The 25669-nt window shown below is 46.5% G+C and carries 27 protein-coding genes; 1 reads left to right on the forward strand and 26 read right to left on the reverse strand.

The features are described 5' to 3' along the window. Positions 1-78: 78 nt before the first annotated feature. The 20 genes from HFD99_RS00495 to HFD99_RS00590 all read right to left on the reverse strand — a co-directional run bounded on the left by HFD99_RS00495 (position 79) and on the right by HFD99_RS00590 (position 20143). Positions 79-1275, reverse strand: coding sequence for an acetate/propionate family kinase (locus HFD99_RS00495; RefSeq protein WP_013371630.1), 1197 nt, complete (start codon positions 1273-1275; stop codon positions 79-81). After that, positions 1272-2144, reverse strand: a complete 873-nt coding sequence (locus tag HFD99_RS00500) for a 3-hydroxyacyl-CoA dehydrogenase family protein (protein ID WP_013371631.1) — start codon at positions 2142-2144, stop codon at positions 1272-1274. The genes HFD99_RS00495 and HFD99_RS00500 overlap by 4 nt, the downstream gene beginning before the upstream one ends. A 136-nt stretch (positions 2145-2280) precedes the next feature. Continuing rightward, complete coding sequence (locus HFD99_RS00505; RefSeq protein WP_016822174.1) at positions 2281-3783, reverse strand: AAA family ATPase; 1503 nt, start codon at positions 3781-3783, stop codon at positions 2281-2283. Next, positions 3776-4309: a hypothetical protein gene (locus tag HFD99_RS00510; protein WP_016822175.1), complete on the reverse strand. Its 534-nt coding sequence runs from the start codon at positions 4307-4309 to the stop codon at positions 3776-3778. The genes HFD99_RS00505 and HFD99_RS00510 overlap by 8 nt, the downstream gene beginning before the upstream one ends. A gap of 472 nt (positions 4310-4781) precedes the next feature. Then, positions 4782-5306 (reverse strand): cell wall elongation regulator TseB-like domain-containing protein, encoded by a 525-nt coding sequence (locus tag HFD99_RS00515; protein WP_016822176.1) that lies wholly within the window; start codon positions 5304-5306, stop codon positions 4782-4784. A gap of 37 nt (positions 5307-5343) precedes the next feature. Then, positions 5344-6645: an amidohydrolase gene (locus tag HFD99_RS00520; protein ID WP_016822177.1), complete on the reverse strand. Its 1302-nt coding sequence runs from the start codon at positions 6643-6645 to the stop codon at positions 5344-5346. Continuing rightward, positions 6632-7285, reverse strand: coding sequence for a redox-sensing transcriptional repressor Rex (locus tag HFD99_RS00525; RefSeq protein ID WP_016822178.1), 654 nt, complete (start codon positions 7283-7285; stop codon positions 6632-6634). The genes HFD99_RS00520 and HFD99_RS00525 overlap by 14 nt, the downstream gene beginning before the upstream one ends. Before the next feature lie 27 nt (positions 7286-7312). Next, positions 7313-10195: an ATP-dependent DNA helicase DinG gene (dinG, locus tag HFD99_RS00530; RefSeq protein WP_123797335.1), complete on the reverse strand. Its 2883-nt coding sequence runs from the start codon at positions 10193-10195 to the stop codon at positions 7313-7315. A gap of 158 nt (positions 10196-10353) precedes the next feature. Next, a complete protein-coding gene (locus tag HFD99_RS00535) occupies positions 10354-10986 on the reverse strand; it encodes a tetratricopeptide repeat protein (RefSeq protein WP_016822180.1) in 633 nt (210 codons plus the stop codon). An 82-nt stretch (positions 10987-11068) separates the two neighbouring features. After that, on the reverse strand, positions 11069-11452 hold the full coding sequence (gene panD, locus HFD99_RS00540) for an aspartate 1-decarboxylase (RefSeq protein ID WP_123797336.1): 384 nt from the start codon (positions 11450-11452) through the stop codon (positions 11069-11071). Beyond that, the gene (gene panC / locus HFD99_RS00545; protein WP_019687846.1) at positions 11445-12383 is read right to left on the reverse strand and encodes a pantoate--beta-alanine ligase; all 939 of its coding nucleotides are present in this window, start codon (positions 12381-12383) and stop codon (positions 11445-11447) included. The genes panD and panC overlap by 8 nt, the downstream gene beginning before the upstream one ends. Beyond that, on the reverse strand, positions 12380-13288 hold the full coding sequence (panB, locus tag HFD99_RS00550) for a 3-methyl-2-oxobutanoate hydroxymethyltransferase (RefSeq protein ID WP_016822182.1): 909 nt from the start codon (positions 13286-13288) through the stop codon (positions 12380-12382). Before panB ends, panC begins: the two co-directional genes overlap by 4 nt. A 345-nt stretch (positions 13289-13633) precedes the next feature. Next, positions 13634-14608 carry a biotin--[acetyl-CoA-carboxylase] ligase gene (locus HFD99_RS00555; RefSeq protein ID WP_016822183.1) on the reverse strand — a complete coding sequence of 325 codons (975 nt, stop codon included), beginning with the start codon at positions 14606-14608 and terminating at the stop codon, positions 13634-13636. Next, positions 14601-15923: a CCA tRNA nucleotidyltransferase gene (locus tag HFD99_RS00560; protein ID WP_016822184.1), complete on the reverse strand. Its 1323-nt coding sequence runs from the start codon at positions 15921-15923 to the stop codon at positions 14601-14603. The genes HFD99_RS00555 and HFD99_RS00560 overlap by 8 nt, the downstream gene beginning before the upstream one ends. A 54-nt stretch (positions 15924-15977) precedes the next feature. Continuing rightward, entirely contained in the window at positions 15978-17141 is a 1164-nt protein-coding gene (gene bshA / locus HFD99_RS00565; RefSeq protein ID WP_016822185.1) for an N-acetyl-alpha-D-glucosaminyl L-malate synthase BshA, read from the reverse strand. 85 nt (positions 17142-17226) lie between these two features. After that, the gene (bshB1, locus tag HFD99_RS00570) at positions 17227-17919 is read right to left on the reverse strand and encodes a bacillithiol biosynthesis deacetylase BshB1 (RefSeq protein ID WP_016822186.1); all 693 of its coding nucleotides are present in this window, start codon (positions 17917-17919) and stop codon (positions 17227-17229) included. Beyond that, positions 17916-18353, reverse strand: a complete 438-nt coding sequence (gene mgsA / locus HFD99_RS00575; protein ID WP_013371648.1) for a methylglyoxal synthase — start codon at positions 18351-18353, stop codon at positions 17916-17918. Before mgsA ends, bshB1 begins: the two co-directional genes overlap by 4 nt. Positions 18354-18409: 56 nt before the next feature. Continuing rightward, positions 18410-19213, reverse strand: coding sequence for a 4-hydroxy-tetrahydrodipicolinate reductase (gene dapB / locus HFD99_RS00580; protein WP_016822187.1), 804 nt, complete (start codon positions 19211-19213; stop codon positions 18410-18412). Between the two features lie 31 nt (positions 19214-19244). Then, positions 19245-19763: a tetratricopeptide repeat protein gene (locus tag HFD99_RS00585; RefSeq protein ID WP_016822188.1), complete on the reverse strand. Its 519-nt coding sequence runs from the start codon at positions 19761-19763 to the stop codon at positions 19245-19247. A 50-nt stretch (positions 19764-19813) separates the two neighbouring features. Next, the gene (locus HFD99_RS00590) at positions 19814-20143 is read right to left on the reverse strand and encodes a nucleotide pyrophosphohydrolase (protein WP_019687850.1); all 330 of its coding nucleotides are present in this window, start codon (positions 20141-20143) and stop codon (positions 19814-19816) included. A gap of 216 nt (positions 20144-20359) precedes the next feature. Here HFD99_RS00590 and HFD99_RS00595 point away from each other — a divergent pair, with 216 nt between their 5' ends. Next, positions 20360-21229, forward strand: a complete 870-nt coding sequence (locus HFD99_RS00595) for a YitT family protein (protein ID WP_016822189.1) — start codon at positions 20360-20362, stop codon at positions 21227-21229. A gap of 76 nt (positions 21230-21305) precedes the next feature. Here the strand turns inward: HFD99_RS00595 and HFD99_RS00600 are convergent, their stop codons facing one another. From HFD99_RS00600 to HFD99_RS00630, 6 genes are all read right to left on the reverse strand, one after another. After that, positions 21306-22151, reverse strand: coding sequence for a sporulation protein YpjB (locus tag HFD99_RS00600; RefSeq protein ID WP_090890195.1), 846 nt, complete (start codon positions 22149-22151; stop codon positions 21306-21308). 78 nt (positions 22152-22229) lie between these two features. Next, on the reverse strand, positions 22230-22781 hold the full coding sequence (locus tag HFD99_RS00605; protein ID WP_225164769.1) for a GNAT family N-acetyltransferase: 552 nt from the start codon (positions 22779-22781) through the stop codon (positions 22230-22232). 129 nt (positions 22782-22910) lie between these two features. After that, on the reverse strand, positions 22911-23561 hold the full coding sequence (locus HFD99_RS00615) for a DUF1405 domain-containing protein (protein ID WP_113050328.1): 651 nt from the start codon (positions 23559-23561) through the stop codon (positions 22911-22913). 173 nt (positions 23562-23734) lie between these two features. Beyond that, on the reverse strand, positions 23735-23914 hold the full coding sequence (locus HFD99_RS00620; RefSeq protein ID WP_013371655.1) for an IDEAL domain-containing protein: 180 nt from the start codon (positions 23912-23914) through the stop codon (positions 23735-23737). A gap of 22 nt (positions 23915-23936) precedes the next feature. Then, complete coding sequence (locus HFD99_RS00625) at positions 23937-24443, reverse strand: gamma carbonic anhydrase family protein (protein ID WP_090890187.1); 507 nt, start codon at positions 24441-24443, stop codon at positions 23937-23939. Between the two features lie 54 nt (positions 24444-24497). After that, positions 24498-25607, reverse strand: coding sequence for a hypothetical protein (locus HFD99_RS00630; RefSeq protein WP_016822195.1), 1110 nt, complete (start codon positions 25605-25607; stop codon positions 24498-24500). Positions 25608-25669 lie beyond the last annotated feature (62 nt).

The following is a 25669-nucleotide window of genomic DNA, read 5'->3' on the forward strand; positions in this document are numbered from 1 at the left end:
TGTTTGCTCTCGCTGTTTGGTGCATGTGGTACTTAAACCATAGTTCCACATGTATAAAGTTTACACTTACGGACCGAACTACTGAACCAGACGGAACGTGTCACGGGCAATTACCAGTTCTTCGTTTGTTGGAATGATCAGTACTTCTACCTTTGAATTTGCAGTTGTAATCCGGCGAATCTCGCCAGAACGAATAGCGTTCAATGATTCATCCAGCTCGATACCGAGGAATGTCAGTTGTTCCAACACTCTCTTACGCAGAACGATGGAGTTCTCGCCTACGCCTGCTGTAAATACAATTACGTCTACTCCGTTCATTGCGGCAGCATACGAACCAATATACTTGCGTAGACGGTATTCATACATTTCAAATGCCAATGTAGAATTAGCTTCGCCTTTTTCCATACCTTCAGTGATTTCACGCATATCACTGCTGATACCAGAAATAGCTAGAAGTCCACTATGCTTGTTCAGCATGGAATTGACTTCATTGACAGTCAATTCTTCTTTGTTCATGACATAAGGCACGATTGCTGGGTCCAAATCACCACTACGAGTACCCATCATAAGTCCTTCCAGTGGAGTCATACCCATGGAAGTATCTACAGACAAACCGCCTTGAACTGCTGTTACACTACCACCATTACCGATATGGCAAGTGATGATCTTCAAGTCTTCCAAAGGACGGCCGACAAATTTGGCAGCTTCCTTACTTACAAAGTCATGGGAAGTGCCGTGTGCACCGTAACGACGAACCTTATACTTATTGTACAACACTCTCGGTATGGCGTACATATAAGCTTTTTCTGGCATGGTTTGATGGAACGAAGTATCAAATACCACAACTTGCGGTACTTCTGGCATATTCAATTCAGCCGCTTTAATCCCCATCATGGATGCTGGGTTATGCAGTGGAGCCAGGTCGAACAAGCGACGGATTTCACTCTTCGCTTCAGGAGTTACGAGCGCTGACTGTTTGAAAATTTCGCCTCCATGAACCACACGATGGCCCACAGCCTGAATTTCGCTAATGCTGGAGATAACACCATGCTCTGCATCTGTGAGTGCATTCAGTACTTTACGGATGGCAGTAGTATGCTCCAAAATTTCGCTAACTTCAGTGTATTCTTCCTTATTGGTTGGTTTATGCGTCAGAATCGAAGAGTCCATACCGATGCGCTCTACCAATCCTTTTGCCAAAACGGACTCGTCCGTCATATCATACAATTGGTATTTCAGGGAAGAACTCCCTGCGTTGATTACGAGGATTTTCATATCCGGTCACCATCCTTGTCATACTTAAAGAAGCCTTCGCCCGATTTCACGCCCAGATTACCTGCACGTACCATTTTCTTCAGGACGATGGACGGACGGTATTTCAGTTCGCCAAATTCACGGAACATCCGCTCCAGAGCCGCCAAAACAGAATCCAGACCAAAGCGGTCAGCCATTTCCAAAGGACCGTTTTGGAAGTTGTAGCCGATACGCATAGCATCGTCGATATCTTCGGCAGAAGCTACGCCCTCTTGAAGTACATGAGCTGCTTCGTTAATCAGCAGACAGATAATCCGGCTAGTTACAAAGCCAGGAGATTCATAAATCATGACTCCTTTTTTCTCCACGATTTCTTCCACGAACATTTTCGTGTTTTCAAAGGTATCATCTGAAGTTTTCAAACCACGAATAATTTCTACAAGATCAATACGGGATACTGGATAAATAAAGTGCATACCAATAACACGCTCTGGATACTTGGTCGAGCTGGCAAGCTCGGTCAGGCTCAGCGTGGATGTATTACTTGCAAGGATGATGTTGCTTGGACATACATGATCCAGCTCTTGGAAAACAACTTTCTTCTCATCCAGATTCTCTGTAATGGTTTCAATGACCATATCACAGCTAGCGAGCTCCGCCAGATGGGATACTTTTTCAATACGAGATAAAATCAGTTTTTTCTCTGCTTGGGTAATTGCCCACTTTTCCAGTTGCTTATCTAGACTTGTTTCAATCATATTATAAGCGTAGTCTAGTTTCTCTGGTGTCTGCTCTACTAGCAGCACATCGATTCCTTTGGACGCAAGCATTTCAGAAATACCTTGTCCCATGGTGCCGCCGCCAATGACGCCGATTTTTTTAAATTGCATGGTTCTTAACTCCACCCTTTCCTGGTCACTCTCATATATTGTATCCTTCTTTGTCGAAAAATACATGTTTATGTCCCAATAGATAATAATATCTTAGCACGGACTAAAAGTAAAAAAAAATAACCAGCATAAAAAATTATGCTGGTAATAAAGCATTTTCACTAAATTGACATCTAAATTGATCTCCGGATAGCGTTTCTTCCTTCATCAAGATGTCAAGAGAATTGTCGAACACAGGACGATGCTTTTCCAACAACTCCAAAGTGCGGTTATGCAGGTCATTCATAATCTCGCCATTTTCCCGCATGAGTTCCTCTTTTGTAACCATTTCCATGTTAATAATCCCAAGAGAAGTTAAACCGGAAGTCATCATCGTATGAACGATGTTCAGTGCCTGCTCAAAATCATTACTTGAACCAGTACTTCGACCGCCGTAGTACATTTCTTCTGCTGTAGCACCTGCAAGCGAGATCATAATTTGCTCCTCCAGGTACTGCTTGGTATATAAATAATGCTCTTGCTGTGGGTTGTGACGCACGTAACCGAGCGCTTTCCCACGCGGGCTGAGCGCTACTTGACTTACACTACCAGGACGGACGATTTCAGCCATAATAGCATGTCCCAGCTCGTGAATCGCTACACGTTTTTTCTCTTCGAATGTCGATTCTCGGTCTGTTTTTTCGCCCATCATCACCTTGTCAATCGCCATGGACAGATGACTTTGCGCAATCATTTGCCGATCCTGTCTCATTGCATAGATAGCCGCTTCATTCATGACGCTCTCCAACTGTGCACCGGAAAAACCGTAAGACTCCTCTGCAATTTTGTCCAAATTAGCATCTTCCTGGATCGGTTTGTTTTTGGCATGAATTTTAAGGATATGAAGACGACCCTTTTTATCAGGTAAGTCTACTTGAATATGACGGTCAAAACGTCCTGGACGCGTTAAGGCGCTGTCCAACATTTCTTTACGGTTTGTTGCCGCAATGAGCAATATCCGCGGCGTATCTGCCGAATAAATGCCATCCATTTCTGTCAGCAACTGATTCAAAGTCTGATCATATTCTCGTTGCTGCCCACCCTCACGCTTACCGCCAATAACATCAATCTCATCAATAAAAATGATTGCATTTTCTTTCTTTTCCTTGGCTGCACGAGTGCGAGCCTCCCTAAACAACTCACGGACACGACCTGCACCAACACCTACATACATTTCAACAAATTCACTGCCTGAAGCTGCAACAAACACTGAATTGGTATAGTGTGCAGCTGCTTTCGCCATCAGCGTTTTCCCTGTTCCCGGAGGGCCTGTAAGCAAAACGCCTTTCAATGGACGAATGCCAAACTTGGAAATTTCATCATGACGATTCAAAAAATCCAAGGCTTCACGCAATTCCTGTTTAGCGCTTTCTTGTCCACCAATTTCCTCAAAAGTCAGCTTGTCCGGACCATTTTTTTTACGTTTGCGCTCTTGCCCGGCACCTACGGCCAAGCCGCCACGAGCATGCATGAGCATTAACAAGCCACTGAGCATCACGCCCGCAACAAGAAGAGGGATAATGTTTACCCCAATAAAAACGAGAAATATAATGGCCACCGGCACAATACCGATTAATATTTCCTTGATCCATCTAGGCATTAGGCCATACCCCCATTTGCTGAGATTGACGTGGCAAAACGATAAACTTCGTCGCATTGCCTTCGCTGAGTCGGATATAGACATTGTTCGAATCCATATCGGTATCAGCCTTGATACCTGTCTTTTTCTTTTTCATCTGCTCAACTGTAGATGAAATTTGAGTATACTTTTTATTTTCCATCGCTTCGGCTACAGGAAACATAGCCTCAGACCACCATTGATTCAGTGCTGAATTGGAACGATCTGCGATATCCAGCTTAATGGTGCGGCTGCCAATGATGGATTGCCCTTTTTGCTTAACCACATCGACTAATCCGGCCACATCCGCCTGCGGTTTGAGATCTAGTTTCAATACCACCTGATCCTGTTTAATATCTATTTGAGCGCTTGTCACGCCTGGATATTGAGATACCAGTTTTTCCAGAGGACTTTGCATTGTAACCTGACGGTAAATGAACCATCCTCCAAACATTAACAAGGCTGCCAAAACGGCCGCCACAACAATAGGAACTGCACGCAATTTCAAACAACATCCTCCTCTCAAAATGTAAAACCCAGAAGAAACGGGACGAATGTCAACAAACAACCAAATTGCATGATCTTATAATGATCAGCAACTCATTTATCTATCATTTTTGTCTATCACTTATAAAATATAGTATATCATAACGTAAATCTAATATCGAAGGCAATGTGTGGAGGAGTTGTGATAAGGCAAAAAGATGCTTCTGGCTTTTAGTCCAGCTTTGCGGAGCATTAAGTAAAAAGACGCAAATACGAATTAAATCGTATTTGCGTCTTTTTCTAATACTTTCAATCATTCCAAGCTATATAGACTGAGTATAAAAGTTATTTGGAGTGGCCCCATAGCTGTCAGCCAGCGGAGTGGAACACTTGAATCTGCAGAAGCGAAGCGATCGTAAGATCAAATGGACTACGCAGCGCTCCTAACGCTTTTGGGTACTCCCAAGCCACCAATCCACACTCTTAACATGGTGCTAGTAATTAGGCAAAGTATACTTTATCCCCGTCGATGCTCCATCTGAGAAACGGTAAAAGGTATAGTTGTGATGGCTTTCATCATCGTAAAACAGTTGCCATACATATTCGCCATTGAACACACTCGGTTGGAGCCTTACAATTTTTGCATTTGGAAGTTGCTGCTGAATTATTGCTGTCATTTTTTGCTCGTCGACTCCGTTTTTCATCAGCTCGGTATGAACACCACTTGGATCTGCGGCAGGTATGTTAGGTTGCCCCTCCATTTTTTGAAAAGGAACCCACACCATTATATTTTCATTCTGTGCGTTTTTTCCTTGAACTACCCAATATATCTGATCCCACACAGACTTCCAAGTCTGAGTCGTGCTAACCAGACCACCTGATTGCTTGGCCTTCATGATAGCGGCATTTTTCTCAGCCACCTGGTCTTGAGTAACATACGAATAATACCAGAAAATGCTGACCAGGATCAGTATTACGGCCAAAATGGCGACCGCTATCCATTTCTTCTTATTTTTCAAACCTGTGCTTCCTCTCTAAGGGGATGTGACACCTAAATTAGCGCGACAGCAGCCCTTCAAAGGCGGCTTGTGCCTCATGTTTGATACGTTCCTCGTCCATCGTCAGGCATTCGCCATTTTTCACAACCTGACGGCCGTCTACCCACACATGAGCCACGTCTTTGGCACTTGCAGAGTATACGGCATGGGAAATAAGATCTGTACGCGGCAAGAAATGGGCCTGATCCAGATCTAGCGCGATAAAGTCAGCCTTATTGCCTGCTGCCAGCGCTCCTACCTCTTTTAAACCAATCGACTTTGCACCATACTCTGTTGCCAGACGTAGTGCTTCATTTGCAGGAACTGCCGTTGGGTCGCCAGATACTCCCTTGTGAATGAGTGCTGCCAGACGCATTTCCTCGAACATATCCAGGTTATTATTGCTGGCAGGACCATCTGTTCCGAGTGAAACAGTAACTCCTGCACGCAGCAATTCAGGCACTCTAGCTACACCACTTGCCAGCTTCAAGTTGCTGCCTGGATTATGCGATACCGCCACACCTCGTTCCGCTAACAAAGCTATTTCTTCGTCGTTCAAGTGAACGCCGTGGGCAACAAGTGAAGGACGGGAGAAAAAGCCAAGCTTATCTAGGTGTGCAACTGGACGCAAGCCGTAGTCGCGTACGTTTTGTTCAACTTCGGCGATCGTCTCGGACATGTGCGTATGCAATGGTAAATCGAGATCATGTGCTGCTTGAACAAATTTCTCAATAAACGCAGGCGGGCATGTGTATGGGGCATGAGGAGACATCATTGTTGTGATACGTCCGTCTGCTTTTCCATGCCAGTTACGCGCAAAAGTCACGGCCTCAGCTAGCTTAATCCGCTGTTCTTCTTCTGAACAGAGTCCAATGGCTCCACGCATCAAGCTTGCACGAATGCCCGACTCTTCAGCTACACGAGCCACCTCATCCATATGATCGTACATATCCAGGAAAGTCGTGGTTCCACCTTTCAGCATTTCCAGCACTGACAAAGAAGTTCCCCAGTACACATCCGTAGATGTAAACTTGGCTTCCATAGGCCACATTTTTTCCTGAAGCCACACTTGAAGTGCCAAATCATCTCCATACCCTCGCAGCAGAGACATCGCCGCATGACCATGAGTATTGATCAGACCAGGTAAAAACAATAACCCCTTGCCGTCGATTGCTTCTGTCTCTTCCTCACCCGCAGGCAAAGTCTCGCCAATGTAAGTAATACGGCTATCCTCCACAATCATAAAACCATGGATTACCCCAGCCTCGGGTCCATTCACGGCAAACGAGCCGTTTTTAATCATCCATTTATTCACTGTCATATTGTGCTTCTTCCTTTCCGTCCTCCAGATAATAAGCGAGGCTAAGCAAATCAGTTGTAAAGTCTGTGGCATGTATCCGAATGTTAGCCGGTGCCTTGAGAATGATAGGTGCAAAGTTCAAAATCGCTCCAATTCCACTCTCAATCAGCCTATCAGCTACGTGCTGTGCCTCAAAATCAGGTACAGTAATAATCCCGATTCGTATATTTTTTTCTTTCACAGTCGCTTCCAGTTCATCCATCGGCTGTACGACCAAAGTATTGATTCTGGTCCCAACCTTATCCGGGAACGCATCAAAAACCGCCACAATCTTCATATTGTCTTTTAAATAAGCATTATAGTTCGATAGGGCTTGACCCAGATTACCTGCTCCGACCAATACTACATTAATTTGCTGGTCGATTTTCAGGATATGGCGTATTTTCTCAATTAGATAAGAAACATCGTAACCGATGCCCTTCCGACCAAAATCGCCAAAATAGGCAAGATCTTTACGAATTTGGGCCGGATTCAAATCTAACCTCTGTCCCAGCTCTTGAGAAGAGACCGTAGCCACCTCCCGTTTGTGCAGTGCATTCAGATAACGTAAATATACGGGTAATCTCCGTACGACAGCCTCTGAAATTTTATCTGATTTCATACTTGCTCCCCCTAATTGTAACGGACTTTAAGTGTCCGTCCGTTGTGCCTCAGTCTCCGGGGCGGATTGGAGCCATTCGGCGATGCGAGGCACCATTTGCTCCGATGGCATATGCTCCATTTTTGGTCCCGGTAACGAGTACAAAAAGTGCTTTCCATAATAGGATTCGATCACACGCGTATCGTAAACGATGACGACTCCGTGGTCGCTCGCTGTACGTACCAATCGCCCAAATCCCTGTTTGAAGCGAATAACTGCTTGTGGTACAGACAGCTTCATAAATGGATTCTTCTTCTTCTGCTGGAGCAACTCGCTTTTGGCCTCCAGTAACGGGTGGTTGGGCGGTTGAAACGGCAAGCGAACGATAGCCAGACAAGTCAAAGCTTTCCCTGGAATATCGACGCCTTCCCAGAAGCTACTGGTTCCCAGCAATACAGAAGCTTTCGCTTCCTGAAAACGGCGGGTTAGCTTGCTGCGACTCCCACTGTCCACACCTTGTCCTAACACGGTAATATCGCTGGACGCTAACGCCTCTTTGAGCGGCTCATACACTTGCCGGAGCATCCGATAGGAAGTAAACAGAACGAGCATTCTCCCCCGCGTTGCCTGGGCAGTCGCTCCTAGAGAGCTAACGAGCATCTCTACAAAATGTGCATCTCCTACACTGCCCTTCACACTCGGAAAATCTCGCGGAATGACCAGCAACACCTGATCCCTATAATTAAAGGGTGATGGGAGCTGTGACGTCATTAATCGTCCTTGATCTGCTGCCTCCTGCAAACCGAGTTGATCGGTCATGTACTGAAACGATTTATCTACTGATAAAGTAGCAGATGTCAGAATAATACTTCTTTTTTTGTCAAAAAACATTTCTTTCAACTGGCGGCTCACATCGACGGGCACCGCATAAAATTGCAATGATTTACTACGGAATTGTCCACTCGCTTCAAGCCAATATACGGTTGTTTCATCATCGAGTCGTATAAAGAAGCGCAAATTTTCCCTAATCCCCGCCAAATCCTTAAGCAGACCCGTGATATCTGTAATGAGACTATCCGCCGCATAATCGTCATGTTCTTCCTTGACATCCAGCATCAGCTTGTCGCCCTTGCGCAAAATTTCGCTCAATGTTACATAAAGCTGATTTTCCAATGCCGCCGCCTGATCCCACTTTGCAGGCTTGGCTGACGGTTTGAGACGCGAAGAAAATTGCCCCGTTTCACCTGGTGTGGCATCAGTTCGCTCTGGTAACATGCCAAACAGCTTATCGCTTAGTAGGTCCCAAGTTTCCTTAACCTCTAACACAAGTGGGTACAACTGATCAATGACCGAGGCCCATTCCGTCGACTTCTCATGCCCCGACTTTGCCAACTGCTGACGTAACGAAGGCAATTGCCCATTCTTGCTGTCCTTGAACAATCGAGTCAGCGTATGCACGAGTGTGAAATATTTCATATGCATGCCCAGGTGCTTACCAGCTACTTCCTCTAGATGATGTGCCTCATCAATCACCAAGTGTTCATAGCTAGGCAGCAACTGATGACTTGCTTTGACGTCGGTGAACAGCTTGGAGTGATTCGTTATAACCACATCCGCTGTTCCAGCTTCATGACGTGCACGATGATAGTAGCATTTGCGGAACCATGGACAAGAACGACCAAGACAGGACTCGGAATCACTAGCTACCGTTTCCCAAAAATCCCCTCCACGGTTGCTCAGGTTTAGTTCCTCATCATCACCGGTTTCTGTCAGAGTCAGCCAGACAATCATTTGAGCCGCTGTAATCAAGTCTTCCTTTGGTGTCGCGAAGTCTCTTCTGTTTATTTTATGTTCAAACTTACGCAGACACAAATAATGCCCCCGTCCCTTAAAGATGGCAGCCCGGAACGGGAACGGAATCACTTTGGTCAGCATCGGAATATCACGCTCTCGCAATTGCTCCTGCAGATTAATGGTATGCGTGCTTACGGTGACCCTCTGCCCATATTTTACACTGTGATACAGTGACGGAAGCAAATAGCCCAGGGACTTCCCTGTTCCTGTACCCGCCTCAATCAACAAATGCTTATCTTGACTCAGGGCTTGATTTACACCCTCAATCATTTGTATCTGCGCCTCGCGCTCCTCATATTGGCTCAAGGATGAACGCAAATTGTCCCGTACATCATCCATATACTGCTCAAAGGAAACGCCTGACAGTGGATTCGGGTCATCTTCTCTGCGTGGAGCAGCCAGTTCAGTCCAATCTTCCACTTTAAGCGCAAGCTGACGAAAAAACTGATGTTTCTCCAAATCCTGAATAGGATCTAGCTCTTTCTCTTCTCGTATGCCGTCAAGAAACCAACCCAGGTCGCTGTCTTCCTCTGCGAACAAATCGCTAAGCCGCTGTATCGTTATCAGAGGCAGTGCTTGAAGCTCACCCAGACACTTTAAAAACACCTCAGCCGTAGCCAACGCGTCGCTGTCTGCTTGATGAGGGCGGTCATGCGCCAGCCCAAACTCTGAGGAAACAAAACCTAGCTGATAAGAAGATAATGATGGAAACATAATTTTCAGAAAATCCATCGTATCCAAAATTCTACCGCTAAAGGGTAAATATCCACACCGGTCCAAAGCGCTTTGCAAAAAATTAAAATCAAACGCCACGTTATGACCGACGAGTACGACATCGTCCAGCATAGGCACGAGCTCCATCATCATTTCTTCGAGTGCAGGTGCATCCTTGACGTCATCGTCTGTAATTCCGGTCAATCCGGTGATAAAAGGTGGAATAGATCTGCCAGGGTTTACATAAGAGCCGTAAACACGGGAAATGCTGTTATCATGATCTATAATTGCAAGTCCGACTTGAATGATGTCATCCGCGGACTGGGTGCCTGTCGTTTCAAAATCCAATACCGCAAATTTCATTCGAGCTTAATCCTTTCTTATGACACATACAATAATAATAACTCTGTATAATAGCATAGCAGAAGATTGCCTGTTTGGAAATTAAGACAGCCAAAAAAGACGATGCACACGCCGCCTAAGAGAGGTGGGCATGCATCGTCTTACTCGGTGTCTGACAACTACATCCAGGTCAACATGGAGCTGTCGTAGCGAAGCTTTTCGACACCGGACAAACAGGCTTGCATATTGTGCAGTGGCTCGGGCAACGTTGGATCGAACTGATGCGCGAGAGCAAAATATTTTTGCGCCTCTTTTACGTCAGCCTGCTTTGCCATCAAACAACCCAGCGCATTATAGATGACCGCTTTTAGCCCTGGCTGTTCAGTCAGGTGCAGCACCTTTTGAAACTGGCTTATAGCCTCTGCTGGATCATCCAGTTGAAAATGAGCCATTCCCATATACATGTGACTCTGCCAGCTGTTCGGAAAATGCTGTAGCACCTGCTCAAATTGCTGGATTGCCTCCGGGTACATAAGTAAGCGATAATACCCCTGCCCCCGGTTAAATGCCGGTAGCTCCTTTTCAGGCAGCTCAGCGTCAGACATGTCGGCCTCTGCAGAAAATCCTGCTGCACGCAGGTAAACCATTTTTTCCTCAAAGGCCAGCCACTCATCCATAATTCCGTCACTCATTCTCCGCAGCAGACTCCAGTGCTGTAGCAGCTCCTGTCTGCGGGGGCCCTGGGCTGATGGGTAATGCTTCACGATATCATCTAACATGCTGTTCATTTCTGCGAATACATGCTGGAACATGTGCATCCCGCCCTTACGAAAGATGGATTAATACACTCACATTTTTCGCTTAAAAGACGGGTTTCATCCGCATTCCCATTCATTACATGATCGTTGCATGTACTTCCTTGTTCATCGTTTGGGCTGGTTTATTATGTTCATCCACAAATACCACAGTTGGTTTGTATGTTTTGGCCTCTTCATTTGACATGGAAGCATAGGAAATAATAATGACTGTATCACCGGGCTGGACCAGACGGGCTGCCGCACCGTTGAGACAAATCACGCCGCTCCCACGCGGTCCGGGGATCACATAGGTTTCCAGTCGAACTCCATTATTATTGTTTACAATTTGAACCTTTTCATTCTCCAGTAAATCCGATGTCTCCATTAAATCCTCATCTATGGTAATACTTCCCACGTAGTTCAGGTTAGCTTCGGTAACCGTCGCGCGGTGAATTTTTGATTTCATCATAGTTCTAAACATGGGAAAGTACCTCCACTTTCTGTATTCTTATATTATCAATCAGTCGGGTATTCCCAAATTTTACGGCTAGCGCAACAATGACATCTTCTTGCACATCACATAGGCGCTGCTCAGGGCGAAGGGGCTCCAGGCCAGGAAATGTTAATATTTCAATATAGTCAATATCTGCCAAAGGAGATGAGGCGATGGTCGACTCCACCATTTGACGCAACTGCTCAATCGTAATGGTGTTCTGCACAATATCTTCGCTCACTTCTTGCACCTTGCGCAGTGACTGGGACAGCACTAACGCCTGCTCTCGCTGTTCCGCACTTAAATAGACATTACGGGAGCTAAGGGCCAAACCATCGGCCTCTCTAACGATAGGACAAGGTATGAGGGTCACATTCATATTAAGATCAGTCACCATTTGTTGAAGCACAGCAACCTGTTGCGCATCCTTCATGCCAAAGAAGGCCAAATCAGGACCTACCATGTTAAACAGCTTGGCTACCACTGTAGTCACACCATCAAAATGGCCAGGACGGGAAGCGCCGCACAAGCGGTCTGTCAAAGCGGATACGCGAATTTTGGTTTGAGTTGGCTGTGGATACATTTCTGCTACAGTCGGCAAAAAGACAATATCCACGCCTTCGCGCCGTGCTACTTCCAGATCACGAGCTTCATCGCGAGGATAGCTGTCCAAATCCTCGGTAGGTCCAAATTGAATTGGATTAACGAAAATACTAAGCACGACCGTATCTGCCATTTCACGCGCCTTTTGCATCAAGCTCGCGTGCCCTTCGTGCAGGTATCCCATTGTTGGTACAAAGCCGACTTTATGTTGTTGTACAGAGGCAGAATCGTGTAGCATTTTTGCTCCATTGGCCCCAAGCTGCCGACGCTCGGCAATAACCTTACGCAGTTGAGCCACTTCTCTTACGATGATCATGACTGTGATTCCACCTTTTCCTTAGCTTGTTCCTGCGCTTGTCCTTTTGCCTGACCGTACAAGGACTCCAGGGACTCCACAACGCGATCATCCGCGCTGAACACATGCTCTGCGGCCGGGAATGCCCGCCCTTTCACATCGCTCACATACTGCTCAATGCTGCTGCGGATCAAGCCGCCTACATCGGCATAGGTTTTAACAAAACGTTTACTGAAATATGGCGATGCATATTGAATTAGATCGTGATAAACAAGTACCTGACCGTCACATCCACGTCCTGCACCGATTCCAATGGTTGGAATGGAAAGTTCTTTAGAGATCGCCGTTGCCACTTCCTCAGTCACCAATTCCAGTACAATACCAAAGGCACCCGCCTGCTCTAACGCCTTGGCATCAGCCATTAAGCGGCGTGCGTCTGCTTCGTCCTTACCTTGAATGCGATAACCGCCAATCTGATTAACCGATTGCGGAGTAAGTCCGATATGTCCTAGCACAGGTACACCTGCCTGAACAGTCGCTTTTACGACATCGGCAATTTCAGCTCCGCCCTCCAATTTAACAGCATGCGCATGTCCTTCCTGCATCAGACGACGGATGCCTTGAAGACTTTCAGATATGCTGCCGTGATATGTCATAAAAGGCATGTCCGCTACGATGAACGTATGCTCGGCGCCTCTTGCCACTGTCCGGGAATGGTACACCATATCATCCAGGGTCACTGGGATGGTCGAATCGTAACCAAGAACTACGTTACCCAGCGAATCACCCACGAGAATGATATCAATTCCCGCCTCCTCGGCTATTTTTGCCGATGGATAATCATAGGCGGTCAGCATACTGAGCGGAATGCCCTCTTGCTTCATTTTTTTCATTTTTACAATATTCAGTGCTTGTTTTCCTGCCATTGTGAATGGCTCCCTTCCATCTTTTTTTGGCACAAAAAATAACCTTTTATGAACGCCTGTACATCTGCGTCATCAAAAGGTCCGAACAGCCAAAAAAGACACTCATTTTGAGATCGTCCCTTCTGTCTCGGTCCTGTTCGGCTCAGAGCAGAATCCAACGTAACCTTCAAATGAAGTTATGATGGTCTTACAAACTTACTAAAGTAGAGCATGTGCCCTTGGAGTGCAGCTCGGACCGTCCGATGCCGCCTCCTGCACAGTATAACAAAAAATATCAGCTTTTTCACGTGAAGTTTTACACAGGAAACAGAAAGATTGTGGTCGTATGCTCAGCTAGGGTCGCTTCTACAAATGTATATCCCCTGATATGACCTGGATTCGCTCACCGTGGTCCGTTTCAATTACAAGTGCTCCTGAAGGGTCCAAGCCAACCGCTGTACCTTCTACCGCCATCCCTTGTCCCGTATGTGCCCGTACGCTGCGGTTCATCGTCACGGATAACGCCTCCCACAGCATGGCTATAGGCTGGAACCCCTGATCGGCATATAGCTTGCTTAGCTGCTCCATTTCTTCCAAAACAGCAGCAATCAGCGCAGTACGGTCAATTTCAAGCCCTGCCTCTATTTTCAAAGATGTCCCTACATGGGATAACTCTTCCGGGTAATCTTCTACATTCAAATTAACGTCAATGCCAATCCCTGCAATGCAGTACCGAACCCGTTGATCCTCTGTTGCAGATTCCAGCAGAATACCGGATACCTTGCGACCATGAATCAGCAGATCGTTGGGCCATTTGATGCCTGCCTCTACACCCGTCAGTCGGCGAATAGCCCTACACACCGCCACGCCTGTTAACAGCGTTAGCTGGGGGGTAAAGGCCAAGGGCTGGGTGGGGCGCAATACAATGCTCATCCAGATACCTTTGCCGCGAGGGGAATACCATTTCCGCCCCAGACGTCCCCGACCTGCCGTTTGTTCCTCCGCAAGCACTAACGTTCCCTCCAGCGCACCCTCTTCTGCCAAACGCATTGCATCCTGCTGAGTGGATACTGTTGAGTCCAGAATAACGATACGCTGACCAAACGATTGAGTGGTTAACATACCTGCCAATTTGGAGACTTCCAGCCGGTCTGGCTGAGAGATCAGCCGATAGCCCCGACGTGAGGAGGCATCGATATTATAACCCAGCTCACGCAGTTTGTTGATCTGCTTCCATACCGCTGTACGACTAACCGACAGTCGTCGGCTAATCTCCTCCCCGGATACGTAATCGGATGAACCTTCCTCCAGTATGCCTAACAATCTTTCATGATTATTCACTACTCATCACCCGTTTCACTTCCTGAAGCAATGTTTCTGTTTCATTCGGGATATCTCCGCAAGCGACCGCTTGTAAAAGCCGTTCCATCATCTGTCCCAGCCAAGGTCCACCTGGTCGATTCATTGCCTGAACCAGTTCATTTCCAGTAATATTTAAATCCTTGATCCGAACGACTCCTGCCTGCTGAGTCCACGAGTTTGCCAGTTCGGCAATTTTCTTCACATGCTTTTCTACCCATGGCGGTAATCCACGGAACGAAGAAGGCAGTGTCTTGTGAAGCTCCAGCCAGTCTGAAGCTGTGTCCTTTCCCAGCTTAATTAACAATCGAATCCAGCTACGACGTAATTCCTCATCGTTGATACGGTCAGGATCCCTCGAAACTGAGTTGCCAGCTAGGGCAACAGCATGACTGATGAGCTCAGTCTCCCATTCCAATAAATGAACCAAACGTAGACGTACAGCGTTGGAGAAAGTCCAAGCTCTTAAAAGCTCGTCCGCTGCCTCTGAGCTAAGTCTACAAGACATAAGGAGCAAACCCCACCGCAGCTCTGCTGGCAGCTGCACGATCTCCTGGAGCGCCTGTGCGTCACATTGTTCCCAGGGAACCGGAACCTTCGTACAGCCCAGCAATCCACTACGACCCAGCATCTCCAGCCCACGTAATGGATCAGGTCCCGCTAGCATCTTTTCTAACTCGACTCGCACCCGTTCCATGGCTATGTATCTAAGTCCCTCTCTGCGACGAGTCATACCTTTCCAAGTATTGTAGGCCACTCGGAACCGAAATACAGAGGCAAAACGGATGCAGCGCAGCATTCGCAGCCCGTCCTCCTCAAAACGTTCCTCAGCTCGTCCCACACAACGAACGAGAGAGGCTCGCAAATCTGCTTCCCCTCCAAACGGGTCCACTCGCTCCCCATGTTCAGCCATCGCGATTGCGTTCATCGTAAAATCGCGCCGCATCAGATCCTCACGGATGTCCTTCACAAAGGATACTTCCGTCGGACGGCGGTGATCGGTATAACCGCTTTCCGTACGAAAAGTGGTCACCTCGAACGCATGACCGTCCTGCATGACCGTTACCGTCCCATGCTGGATTCCTGTCGGAATAACATGAGGGAATAGCGCTAAGACCTCTTCAGGTTCAGCCGAGGTGGTCAGATCCATATCATGAATAGCACGTCCTAATAGCTCATCCCGCACACAGCCACCGACCCAATAAGCTTCGTGGCCTGCTGTGGTTAGTGTATGTATGACCTCTCTGCCGTGAAGAGCCATCTCTGGGTCAGCATGTTGCCAAGTATTTGTATTCACAGGGTTTCCCCCTTTGCAAGTATTCAATAAAAAAACGGACGCGAGTCCGCCCCCTTAAACGCTGATCGGTTTAAGATCCGGCACCTCGCGTCCCAACACACGGTAATAAATCTCTTCATATTGACGAGTAATCAGCTTATCACAGAATACGGTACGTGCGCGTGTCAGGCACGCTTCACGGAAACGTTCCGCCATTGCTTCATCGGACAACAGTTCTACAGCATATTCTGCCATCGCCTCTGTATTACCGATTTCAGCCAGATACCCCGTACTTCCATGTACAACGAGTTCAGGTACTCCTCCTGCCTGAGAACCGATTGTTGGCACTCCACAAGCCATGGCTTCCAGCGCAACTAGACCAAAACTTTCTTTCTCCGACGGAAGCAACAGCACATCTGCCATAGAAATCACTTCTGCGATTTGATCCTGCTTACCTAAAAAGAAGACTTTGTCCTGTAAGCCTAAACTTTCGATTTTACAACGAATTTTCGGAAGATCCGGTCCTTCTCCCACCAACAGTAGCTTCGCAGGTACCTTTTGTTGCACTCTGTCGAATATATCCAGCACATCTCCCACCCTTTTGACAGGACGGAAATTGGAAATATGCATCATAATTTTTTCGTGCGGTTGGGCAAAATCTCTCCTAAGCGCAGCAGCATCTCGTGGATAATATACTCGTTTATCTACAAAGTTGTAAGTCAAATCAATAGGTCGTGTTATTTCCAACGCATCAATCGTCTCCCGAATCAAATCTTTGGAGACGGCTGTCACAGCGTCACTTTTGTTAATAGCCAGTCGAATCAGATCCTTTAATGATTCATCCTGTGCCAACACTGTAATATCTGTACCGTGCAGGGTGGTAACCACTTTCAAATGATCGCCCACCATTTCCTTCGCCAAATATGCGCATACTGCATGCGGAACAGCATAATGGACATGGAGTACATCCAAATTCTTCATTTGAGCCACCTGGGCCATTTTTGTCGCTAGCGACAAATCATATGGCGGATATCTAAACACGTAATAATCGTTAACCTCAACTTCATGATAAAAAATATTCTTCTGGAACGCCCCGCCTAATCTGAACGGAATGCTATTGGCAATAAAATGAACCTCATGCCCTTTTTCTGCCAGCAACTTGCCCAGCTCTGTAGCCACAACGCCAGAGCCACCCAGCGACGGATAACAGGTAATCCCAATTTTCAGTTTGTCATTCAAGCTAAGCTGCCTCCTTCCGTCCATCCATAATCACTCGTATGCCCATGTATTTCAGCATTCTACAACATGCGTAAGTATATAGTCCTTATTTGAATAGCTTAACCAGATATGGCGTTTTGGACGCAAATCCTTCTGCATATGAAATCAGTTTACGTTGACCCAACAACGAGTCCCGAGCTTTTACACGTTCCACATACCCCTGATTCAGTGGTGTGGATACCGTATCCTTCCCAGGCGCTGCCTGAAATTGCGAAACATAACTCAACAACGACTGTTCCTTGGCTTCATAATGCTCGGTAATGTCCACGATCAAGTCCGTTCTGCCGATATCATTAATAAAGTAAAAATATAATTGCTCTACCTGTACCGCAGGACTTTCTGGCATAAAGCGTCTCAACTTGGCGTTAAACACAGCTTCCTCTACTAGCTTGCTGCACATGACATGATCCGGATGCCGATCCTCCCAATAAGGAGCAAATACAATTTTTGGTGCATGGCGTCTGATTTCTGCTGTAACTGCAGCTACATGTTCAGGAGTTACATATAACCCACGATCAGGCAGACCCAAATTCGTCCGCACAGCCAGCCCGAGCACTTTTGAAGCGTGTTCAGCTTCTGCCATACGAGTATCCACATCACCATTAGATGACATTTCAGCCCGTGTCAAATCGCACACCCCCACCTTTAACCCAGCGGCTGTATGCTTGGCAATCGTGCCTCCCATTCCTATTTCTGCATCGTCGGCATGGGCTCCGAAAATCAGGATGTCCAGCGTCATTTTACATCACCCTGCTGGTCAATGCCCGGTTTATATTTATGTACCAGCTCACGCCAAGCAAAATCGCCACGATCCAACGCTTTAACCAGTATTTCAGCAGTTGCAACGTTGGTTGCCAAAGGAATCCCCTGTACATCACACAGACGTAATAATGCGCTAATGTCCGGCTCATGCGGCTGTGCCATGAGTGGATCACGCAAAAATATAATCAAGTCCATGTCATTTTGCGCAACCATAGCCCCGATTTGCTGATCTCCACCAAGCGGCCCAGACATGAAGCGGTGAATTTGAAGCTTGGTTTGCTCCATAATGCGCTGACCTGTTGTACCTGTTGAATATAATTGGTGATCTGTAAAAACATGCTCATATGCCGTAATAAAATTAACCATTTCATCCTTTTTGCGATCATGCGCTATAAATGCAATCTTTAACATTCGAAATTCCTCCTGCCTCATTCTATAATTCCATTCATCAATTCATTCGTATATTCTTAATCAATGTAATGCTCAAAACCATATACAAGCCCCGGCTGCTCCATTACCTTCTGGATACCGATTTTAACACCAGGCATGTATCCAGCCCGTTCATATGAATCCTGACGAATTTTCAGAGATTGTCCAAATCCTCCAAATATGACTTCTTGCTGTGCGAACACACCGGGAAGACGGACACTGTGAATGCGGAAGCCTTGATAGTAACCGCCACGCGATCCTTCTAGCGTTTCTTCCTCTTCCGGGTTGCCTTGTCGTAGCTCCTGACGCTGCTCGGCGATCAGTTCAGCAGTCTTAATGGCTGTACCTGAGGGCGCGTCCAATTTTTGGTCACCATGATATTCGATGATTTCCAGATGTGGGAAATACTTCGCTGCCTGAGCCGCAAACCGCATCATCAAAATGACGCCGATCGAAAAGTTGGGCGCAATCAGACCACCAATTTGTTGCTCACGACACTGCTTGTCCAGTTCATCAATTTGTTCAGGAGTAAACCCTGTCGTACCGATAACTGGACGAACTCCATGCTTAATAGCAAGCGCTGTATGTGCGTACGCAAAACGCGGCCCCGTAAAGTCAACCATGACATCGGCTCGGCTCTCCAGTAAAGCCTGCTCTACATCCTCCATAATAGCGATACCAGCTTCCGGTAGTCCGACGAGAAGGCCGGCATCACTGCCGGCGTGTGTTCTGTTCACTGCGGCTACAAGCTGTAGTTCCTCATCCTGAAGAACCAATTTGACCACCTCACGGCCCATACGCCCTGCTGCTCCAACGACAGCCACTTTTATTGGTTCTGACATATCCCTACAACTCCTTATGCATCCATTTGTGCTAGATTTGTTCATTCATCTGCTGGCATAATTTCTTCATGAGGTTGGCAAGCTGCACATTATGAGGAAACAGCGCTGCAGCCTCACGAGCAGCCTGCACAGCCAGCTTATATTCATTCAATTCGTCATAAATCAAAGCGAGCAGTAAAAATGCGTCACCACATAACGGATCAAGGGAAATTGCCCGTTCGAGCAGCAAAATCGCATCCTGGCGCATCTGTGGCGTAGCTCTGTCGACCTCCAGCATTTTTCTGGCTTTTTCTGTATACTGCCTGGCTTCCTGCGCATGCAGATGGAGAACATATTCATCCTGCTGTGGAGCGAGACGGACCGCATGCTCTGCATATGCCAGGGCCTGCTCCAATCGTCCACTGCGAGCATAGGTAACCGAGCAACGGAAATAATGCTCCGCATGATCAGGCTGGGCTGAAATCGCTTTTTCAAACCATTCCACCGCCTGCTCAAAATCGTTCTGCAAAATGCACTGATAAGCTTTTTGAACGTATTCCTCCGCCTTCATGACACTGCACCTCCGGGTAACCGGTTTGGTACAGCATATGTACAAAACGCCTAATCGGTGTCCTTTTTGGTCCAGCGATTCGCGTCACGCGTGTTAAATTTATGCATAACCTTATCATGTGCCTCAGTCAAATTGATACCCAGTGAGTTCGCAAAGCAAACAGTGATGAACAAAATGTCCCCCAGCTCCAGCTCAATGGAATTGTCCGCCTCATCCTTTTTTTTCGGCTTCTCACCAAAGGAGTGATTGACTTCCCTCGCCAGTTCACCGACTTCCTCGGACATCCTGGCCAACATGGCCAAAGGACTAAAGTACCCTTCCTTAAATTGAGAGATGTACTGGTCCACCTCACGTTGAATTTCATCTAACGATTTTTCCATGAAACACGCAATCCCCCCATGTGCAGGTTTATTCATATGTTATCGTAAAGCACATTTTAAAACAAATTTTTTTTAATTGTGAACTAGCGATACCAACTTGCAGTCATCTGTCTTTTAAAGATGCCGCAAAAAGGTATACTAAACATAAGGGTCTGCGATTTAGCAAAAAAATTGTATGTAGTCGCACAGCCTTAAACTGCTACTGTGAGGGATCATATGAAAATATCCAAGTCCATGGAACAGCTTAAATTGATTTTGCCCATCGTATTTGGCACCGCCATCTATGCATTCGGTCTGCTTTATTTTATTATACCCAGTAAACTGATGGAAGGCGGTATTACAGGGATCACCCTGCTGCTAAATTATGCTTTTTCGATTTCACCTTCTCTCTCCACTTTGTTACTGAACATTCCATTATTTTTAATTGGATGGAAAATGCTTGGGGGCAAGCAGATTATATACACGGGGGTTGGTATCGGGTCGCTCACATTCTTTTTGTGGTTGTTTGAAAAAATGATTCATCTCGGATGGATGGGGACCTTTCAGACTGAACACGATTTTATACTTTCTTCATTATATGCAGGGGTTACGCTTGGGGCCGGGTTAGGTATTGTGTTTCGCTTTGGCGGCACTACTGGAGGCTCGGATATTATCGCTCGTATTTTAAACCGGAAGTTTGGCTGGAGTATGGGAAGGATTCTACTGGTCATTGATATTGTCATTATCGGTGCTTCACTACTTTACATACCCAAAGAAAAAATTCTATATACATTAGTGGCTGTGTTCATCGCGTCCAAGATTATTGATTTTATACAAGAAGGGGCCTACTCTGCCAGAGCCTTTATGATTATCAGCGACCATACGATGGACATTGCAGATATTATTACCAGGGACATGGATCGCGGAGTTACCATTATTCCGGCTGTAGGTGCATTTTCCAAACAGGCCAAGCATGTTGCCTATTGTGTCGTGTCCCGTCAGGAAATAAGACGACTGCATCAAATTGTTAAATCAGTTGATCCACGGGCGTTTATCATCATTCAGGATGTTCATGATGTACATGGCGAGGGGTTCAAAGAGGAATAGCCCGGTAATCCGGGCAATGGGCTGACATCTATGAATGGCTTTACAGCCAACGACGCGAATGTTCAAACTTTCATCATTACCCAGTGAAGCCAGCCCGATATTTACGATAACCTGCATAGGCCAGCGCCAACAGCACAATCATGCCGATAGCCAATTCAGCCCGGCGCTCACTCTCACGCGGGATAAATGGCGCCAGTGCGGTAGCATCTTTTTCACGTCCAAACAAGGCATTCAACGTCGGGTTGCCCTGGTCCAATGCTCCTCTAATCGCTGAGGCATCTGCATTTTGCTGATCCCCCAATCCTCTGACGTAGGAAATCCAGGAATCAGTCCGCACGACCTCGGTTGTTCTGCCCTGGATCAATGCTGCTGTACGGATCGTTTCATAGTGATCCTCTAGAACTGCGGTTCCAGCTTTGAATCCCTTCATATTCCCTTTAGCAAACTGGTTATTCAAGCCGCTAACATCTTCTCTTAAAATCTTATAATACTGCTGCCATAAAGGCTGGCGCGGGTGCGCAAGCGCATCTGTCGCAAGCCGTAAATTGGCCACTGCCTTCACCCATTCATCCGGTGATGCTTGAACCGACTGTGTAGCTTGCTGCACCTCCAGGATGCTGCCGGATAGAGCATGAATGGCCTCTACAGATAGCGTGGCCTGTACCTGTCCAGTGCTGAACCATCTGCTCACCTCGGCTACATCCGCACGCGCTTTTTCAATATTCCCGTCCATTACGTCACGGTACAGTGTCGCAGCTGCATGATCCAGTTCTTCAATTTCCTTGCTATTACCTTCGGGTTTTGGCTGATCGCGCGCTTCTGCCATACCTGGAGGGACGTAGACGGACAGCAGCAGGACCATGGATAACACAATACTCGAAACCACACGTAACGTAATACGAACCCCCCGACCCCTAATCATGGGACATCCCTCCTCACCTTACTGTATGGCAAGGTTAACGGGACTAGAACTGGCTTTAGGTGAATCATTCGAAACCGGCTATGCTCTGGACAAAACAGGAAACATAAGTGGATTTTCATTACATCTGTTTGGGTGCTTAGTCATATAAAACAGTGTAGTATAAGGAATGTCGCCCGCTCCAAAAATATCGTAACAGTTCATCGTATCTCCTTCGAAACCTGCAACAACAATCGTATCGTATTGAGGTATGTGCCAAAAAAACTTGTCTTTAAAAAATAACGTACTATAAAATAAAACCAACCACTCATTGTTTTCCGCAGAAAAAAGTGAATACGGATTGAAGTCAGCACTCTTCATTTTCAACAACTGCAAATCCGGCATTTCTTCCATATTTAATTGATCAATCTTTATGTTTAGGTTGCTGGTAGGTGCCTTCCGACTACATTGATACTCAGGTGCCGAAGCGAAGCCCAATCTAGGATAAAAATCCTTCACACTATCATTTCCAAACAGATAGATACCGTCACAATTGCCATGCCAATCTTTCAGCGCTTGCTCTACTAAAAACCGACTCAAACCTTGATTCCTGTAGTTTGCAATCCCCCAATTGAAACCAGGTTTCAAAATCAAAACCAAAACTCTGTTTTGCTAAATAATTAAAGCTTACTTTTATTTTGTGATCATCACGGATGCCTTTTTGGAATACATATTCCTTCTGATTTATAACGATATGCATCTCTATTTCTCCATTCAAAAGACTCAAGCTAGTTCACGATAAGACGATACCTTTCGATTGCGTGCTAGCATGGCAAGCCATGCCGCTACAATACTAACAAGGGTCAGCATGTAGGTAAAAGTACGCACTTGCGTCACATCATCCGTTAGCGTCCTGGGAAGATAAGGGTATATGCCATAGGTATAATCCATCGTATCATTTAACAATGTCCAAAGTGCGGCTAAGCATAAAGCAATCCATTTGCAGCTAAAAAACCGTACAAACAGTAACGCTTCGACCGCCATTGCTGTGTGAGATGCTATCAGCATCCAATCCTGCCACACCATAGGCCCCCCCTGCGCAACTCCCCACAAAATAATAGCCGAAGCCCAAATGCCGTACTTTACACTCGTAACGACAGCCAACGCTTCCATGATTTGGCGAATGACCTTCAAGCTTTTGAATTGCGGAGGATAGAGCAAAAATGCTATGGAAATTGTAAAAAATAGGCTGGCCGTCGGACTATCAGGCACAAATACAATCTGCCACGCCGGGTGATAATTCAGTGTATATTCCAGCTGTCCCCCATACCATATGTACCCATACACCGTTCCAACTAAATTACACCAGAACAGCAGCCACAAAAAGGGCCGGCTCGTCAAGAACGACCGGCTCCACAAATAAGATAACGACACGTCCTTCATCCTCCGTTCATACGACAGTTGCCTTGTACAGGCACTATCCTACAATGACTATATCATATCCAAGCGTATCAAAAAAACCTGACCGCCGTTACAGTCAGGTTTGATGATATAATCTCGAACTGGCGCTTGGTCAAAATGACCACCTTAAGCTTACCAAAAGCGTTCTAACTCATTGCTTTCAGCTCATCCGTAAGATGACGAAAAGCTACTTCATCTCCGGAGGCTAACGCCTCATCAATATCCTTGTAGAGTTTTTCACTCCGGTGTTTACGTAATGCCTCGTCCAAAACCATCTCAGCAGACAGGCCCAACATTACCTCATAAGTAACCTTCATTTTATCCATAGGATGCACCTCCAACATGAGTTTAAGAGATCCTATATTCTTTTCCTTTCGCCACATAGCTGAGTGTCGTTCGTGACATCCGCTGTAAATCTGCATCTGTCAATTCGCGCACCACTTTGGCAGGTGTACCGATAGAAAGAGTATAGGGTGGTATTTTGGTATTTTCCGTAACGACCGACCCTGCTCCTATTAAAGCATATTCACCAAGCTCCGCTCCGTTGAGTACAATGGCCCCCATACCAATTAAAGTGCCTTTGCCTATCGTACAACCGTGGATAATGGCAGCATGTCCTACCGAAATATCATCCGCCAGCAACAGGGGCTGATTCGTGTTCACATGTCCCACGACACCATCCTGAATATTGCAGCGTTCACCGATGATGATAGGCGCCATATCCCCGCGCAGTACGGCATTAAACCATACGGAGGAATCTTGGCCGATCGTTACTTTTCCGACAATTTTTACTCCTTCTGCCACATAGACAGATGAATGGAGTTGTGGCAAGTTTCCGTTGTAGTGAATTAGCATCAACTTCACCCTCTCATATTTTGGGTGAAATTCTATCAACATGTGTACTGCTTGTCAATGGAGCTGTATACCCGAGTCGTTTCGCCCAAGACGGCACTCTCCCGCCAACTTCTGCCCCCAGGCCGTCATTTGTACAGAGGGTCCTGTCGGATGCTCACCTTGTCGAAGCATACCCAAGTGAAGCATCATTCGTATAATCCTCTGATCAAAGACCGAACGGGAGGTATCATAGTAAAACGGTCGGATCAGTGGGCCGATATGCACAAAAAGCGACTCTGAGGAAGTCCATGGCCTGGCACATTCTCCAATCCAGTAGACTAGTGAAAGCAGATTGGGTACGGCTCCTTTATACAATCTTAACCAAAACCTGAATAGCTGTATCATTTCATCCTCAATTGCGAGTTCCTGTTGTGCCTCCCCTTTTGCGGTCAGCTCAACCCTGTCTCCCTTCTCCTCAATATACTTGGAGTGCCGGGCGTAATCATACAGTAATGCCATTCGATCCGGATAAAACTTAAAAGAGGAACCATAGCCAAAACGCCATCCTCCTTTACCCAATAACGGCTCCGCAATGTGCAAATGCTCCATTAGCTGCTGCTGATTGCGACGGTACCAAGCTCCCTCAGGATTAAGCAGAACCTCATGCTGCCTCATATATTGAAGGAAAAGCCGTAAATCCTCCGCCAGTAGATGCCCTTCATCCCGGTACGACGACGGTTCGCTTACCCGGATCATTCCGTTTTGAAAGTCATGTACCATAACACGCCGAAAGCGCTCCTTCATATCCGAAGGAATTTGGTACAAATATCTCGTATTGTGCGTTGAACCATTGAACAACCAGCCGCTAGAACGTAGACGGGTCACAATATCTCGTGGTCGCTCACCAACATCTCCGTCCTGCTCGACAGACTGTTTGGCAATCGCAATCAATTCCTCCATACTGAAATAAGGTCGGTCATCGAACAATAGCGCATTCAAAAACCTTACCTCTGACAACCTCAGCTCCTTGACCTGCGTCTCAAAAAAACTACTACTGCCGAGCTTTGTCAAAATCCCTTGGATCAACTCATGCTTGGAATTAGGTTTGCAGTCACAATCGTAATACACTGCGATTCTGTTCAAATGCACAATATCCGCAAATGTCAGCATATCCGCCAGATTCATTGTTCCATCGCCTCGTCACTGGACTGTCATCCGGAAATGATTCTTACCTGTTGTACCCACAG

Origin of the sequence: Paenibacillus sp. EKM301P, assembly GCF_011800295.1 — a bacterium.
GTDB lineage: Bacteria > Bacillota > Bacilli > Paenibacillales > Paenibacillaceae > Paenibacillus > Paenibacillus polymyxa.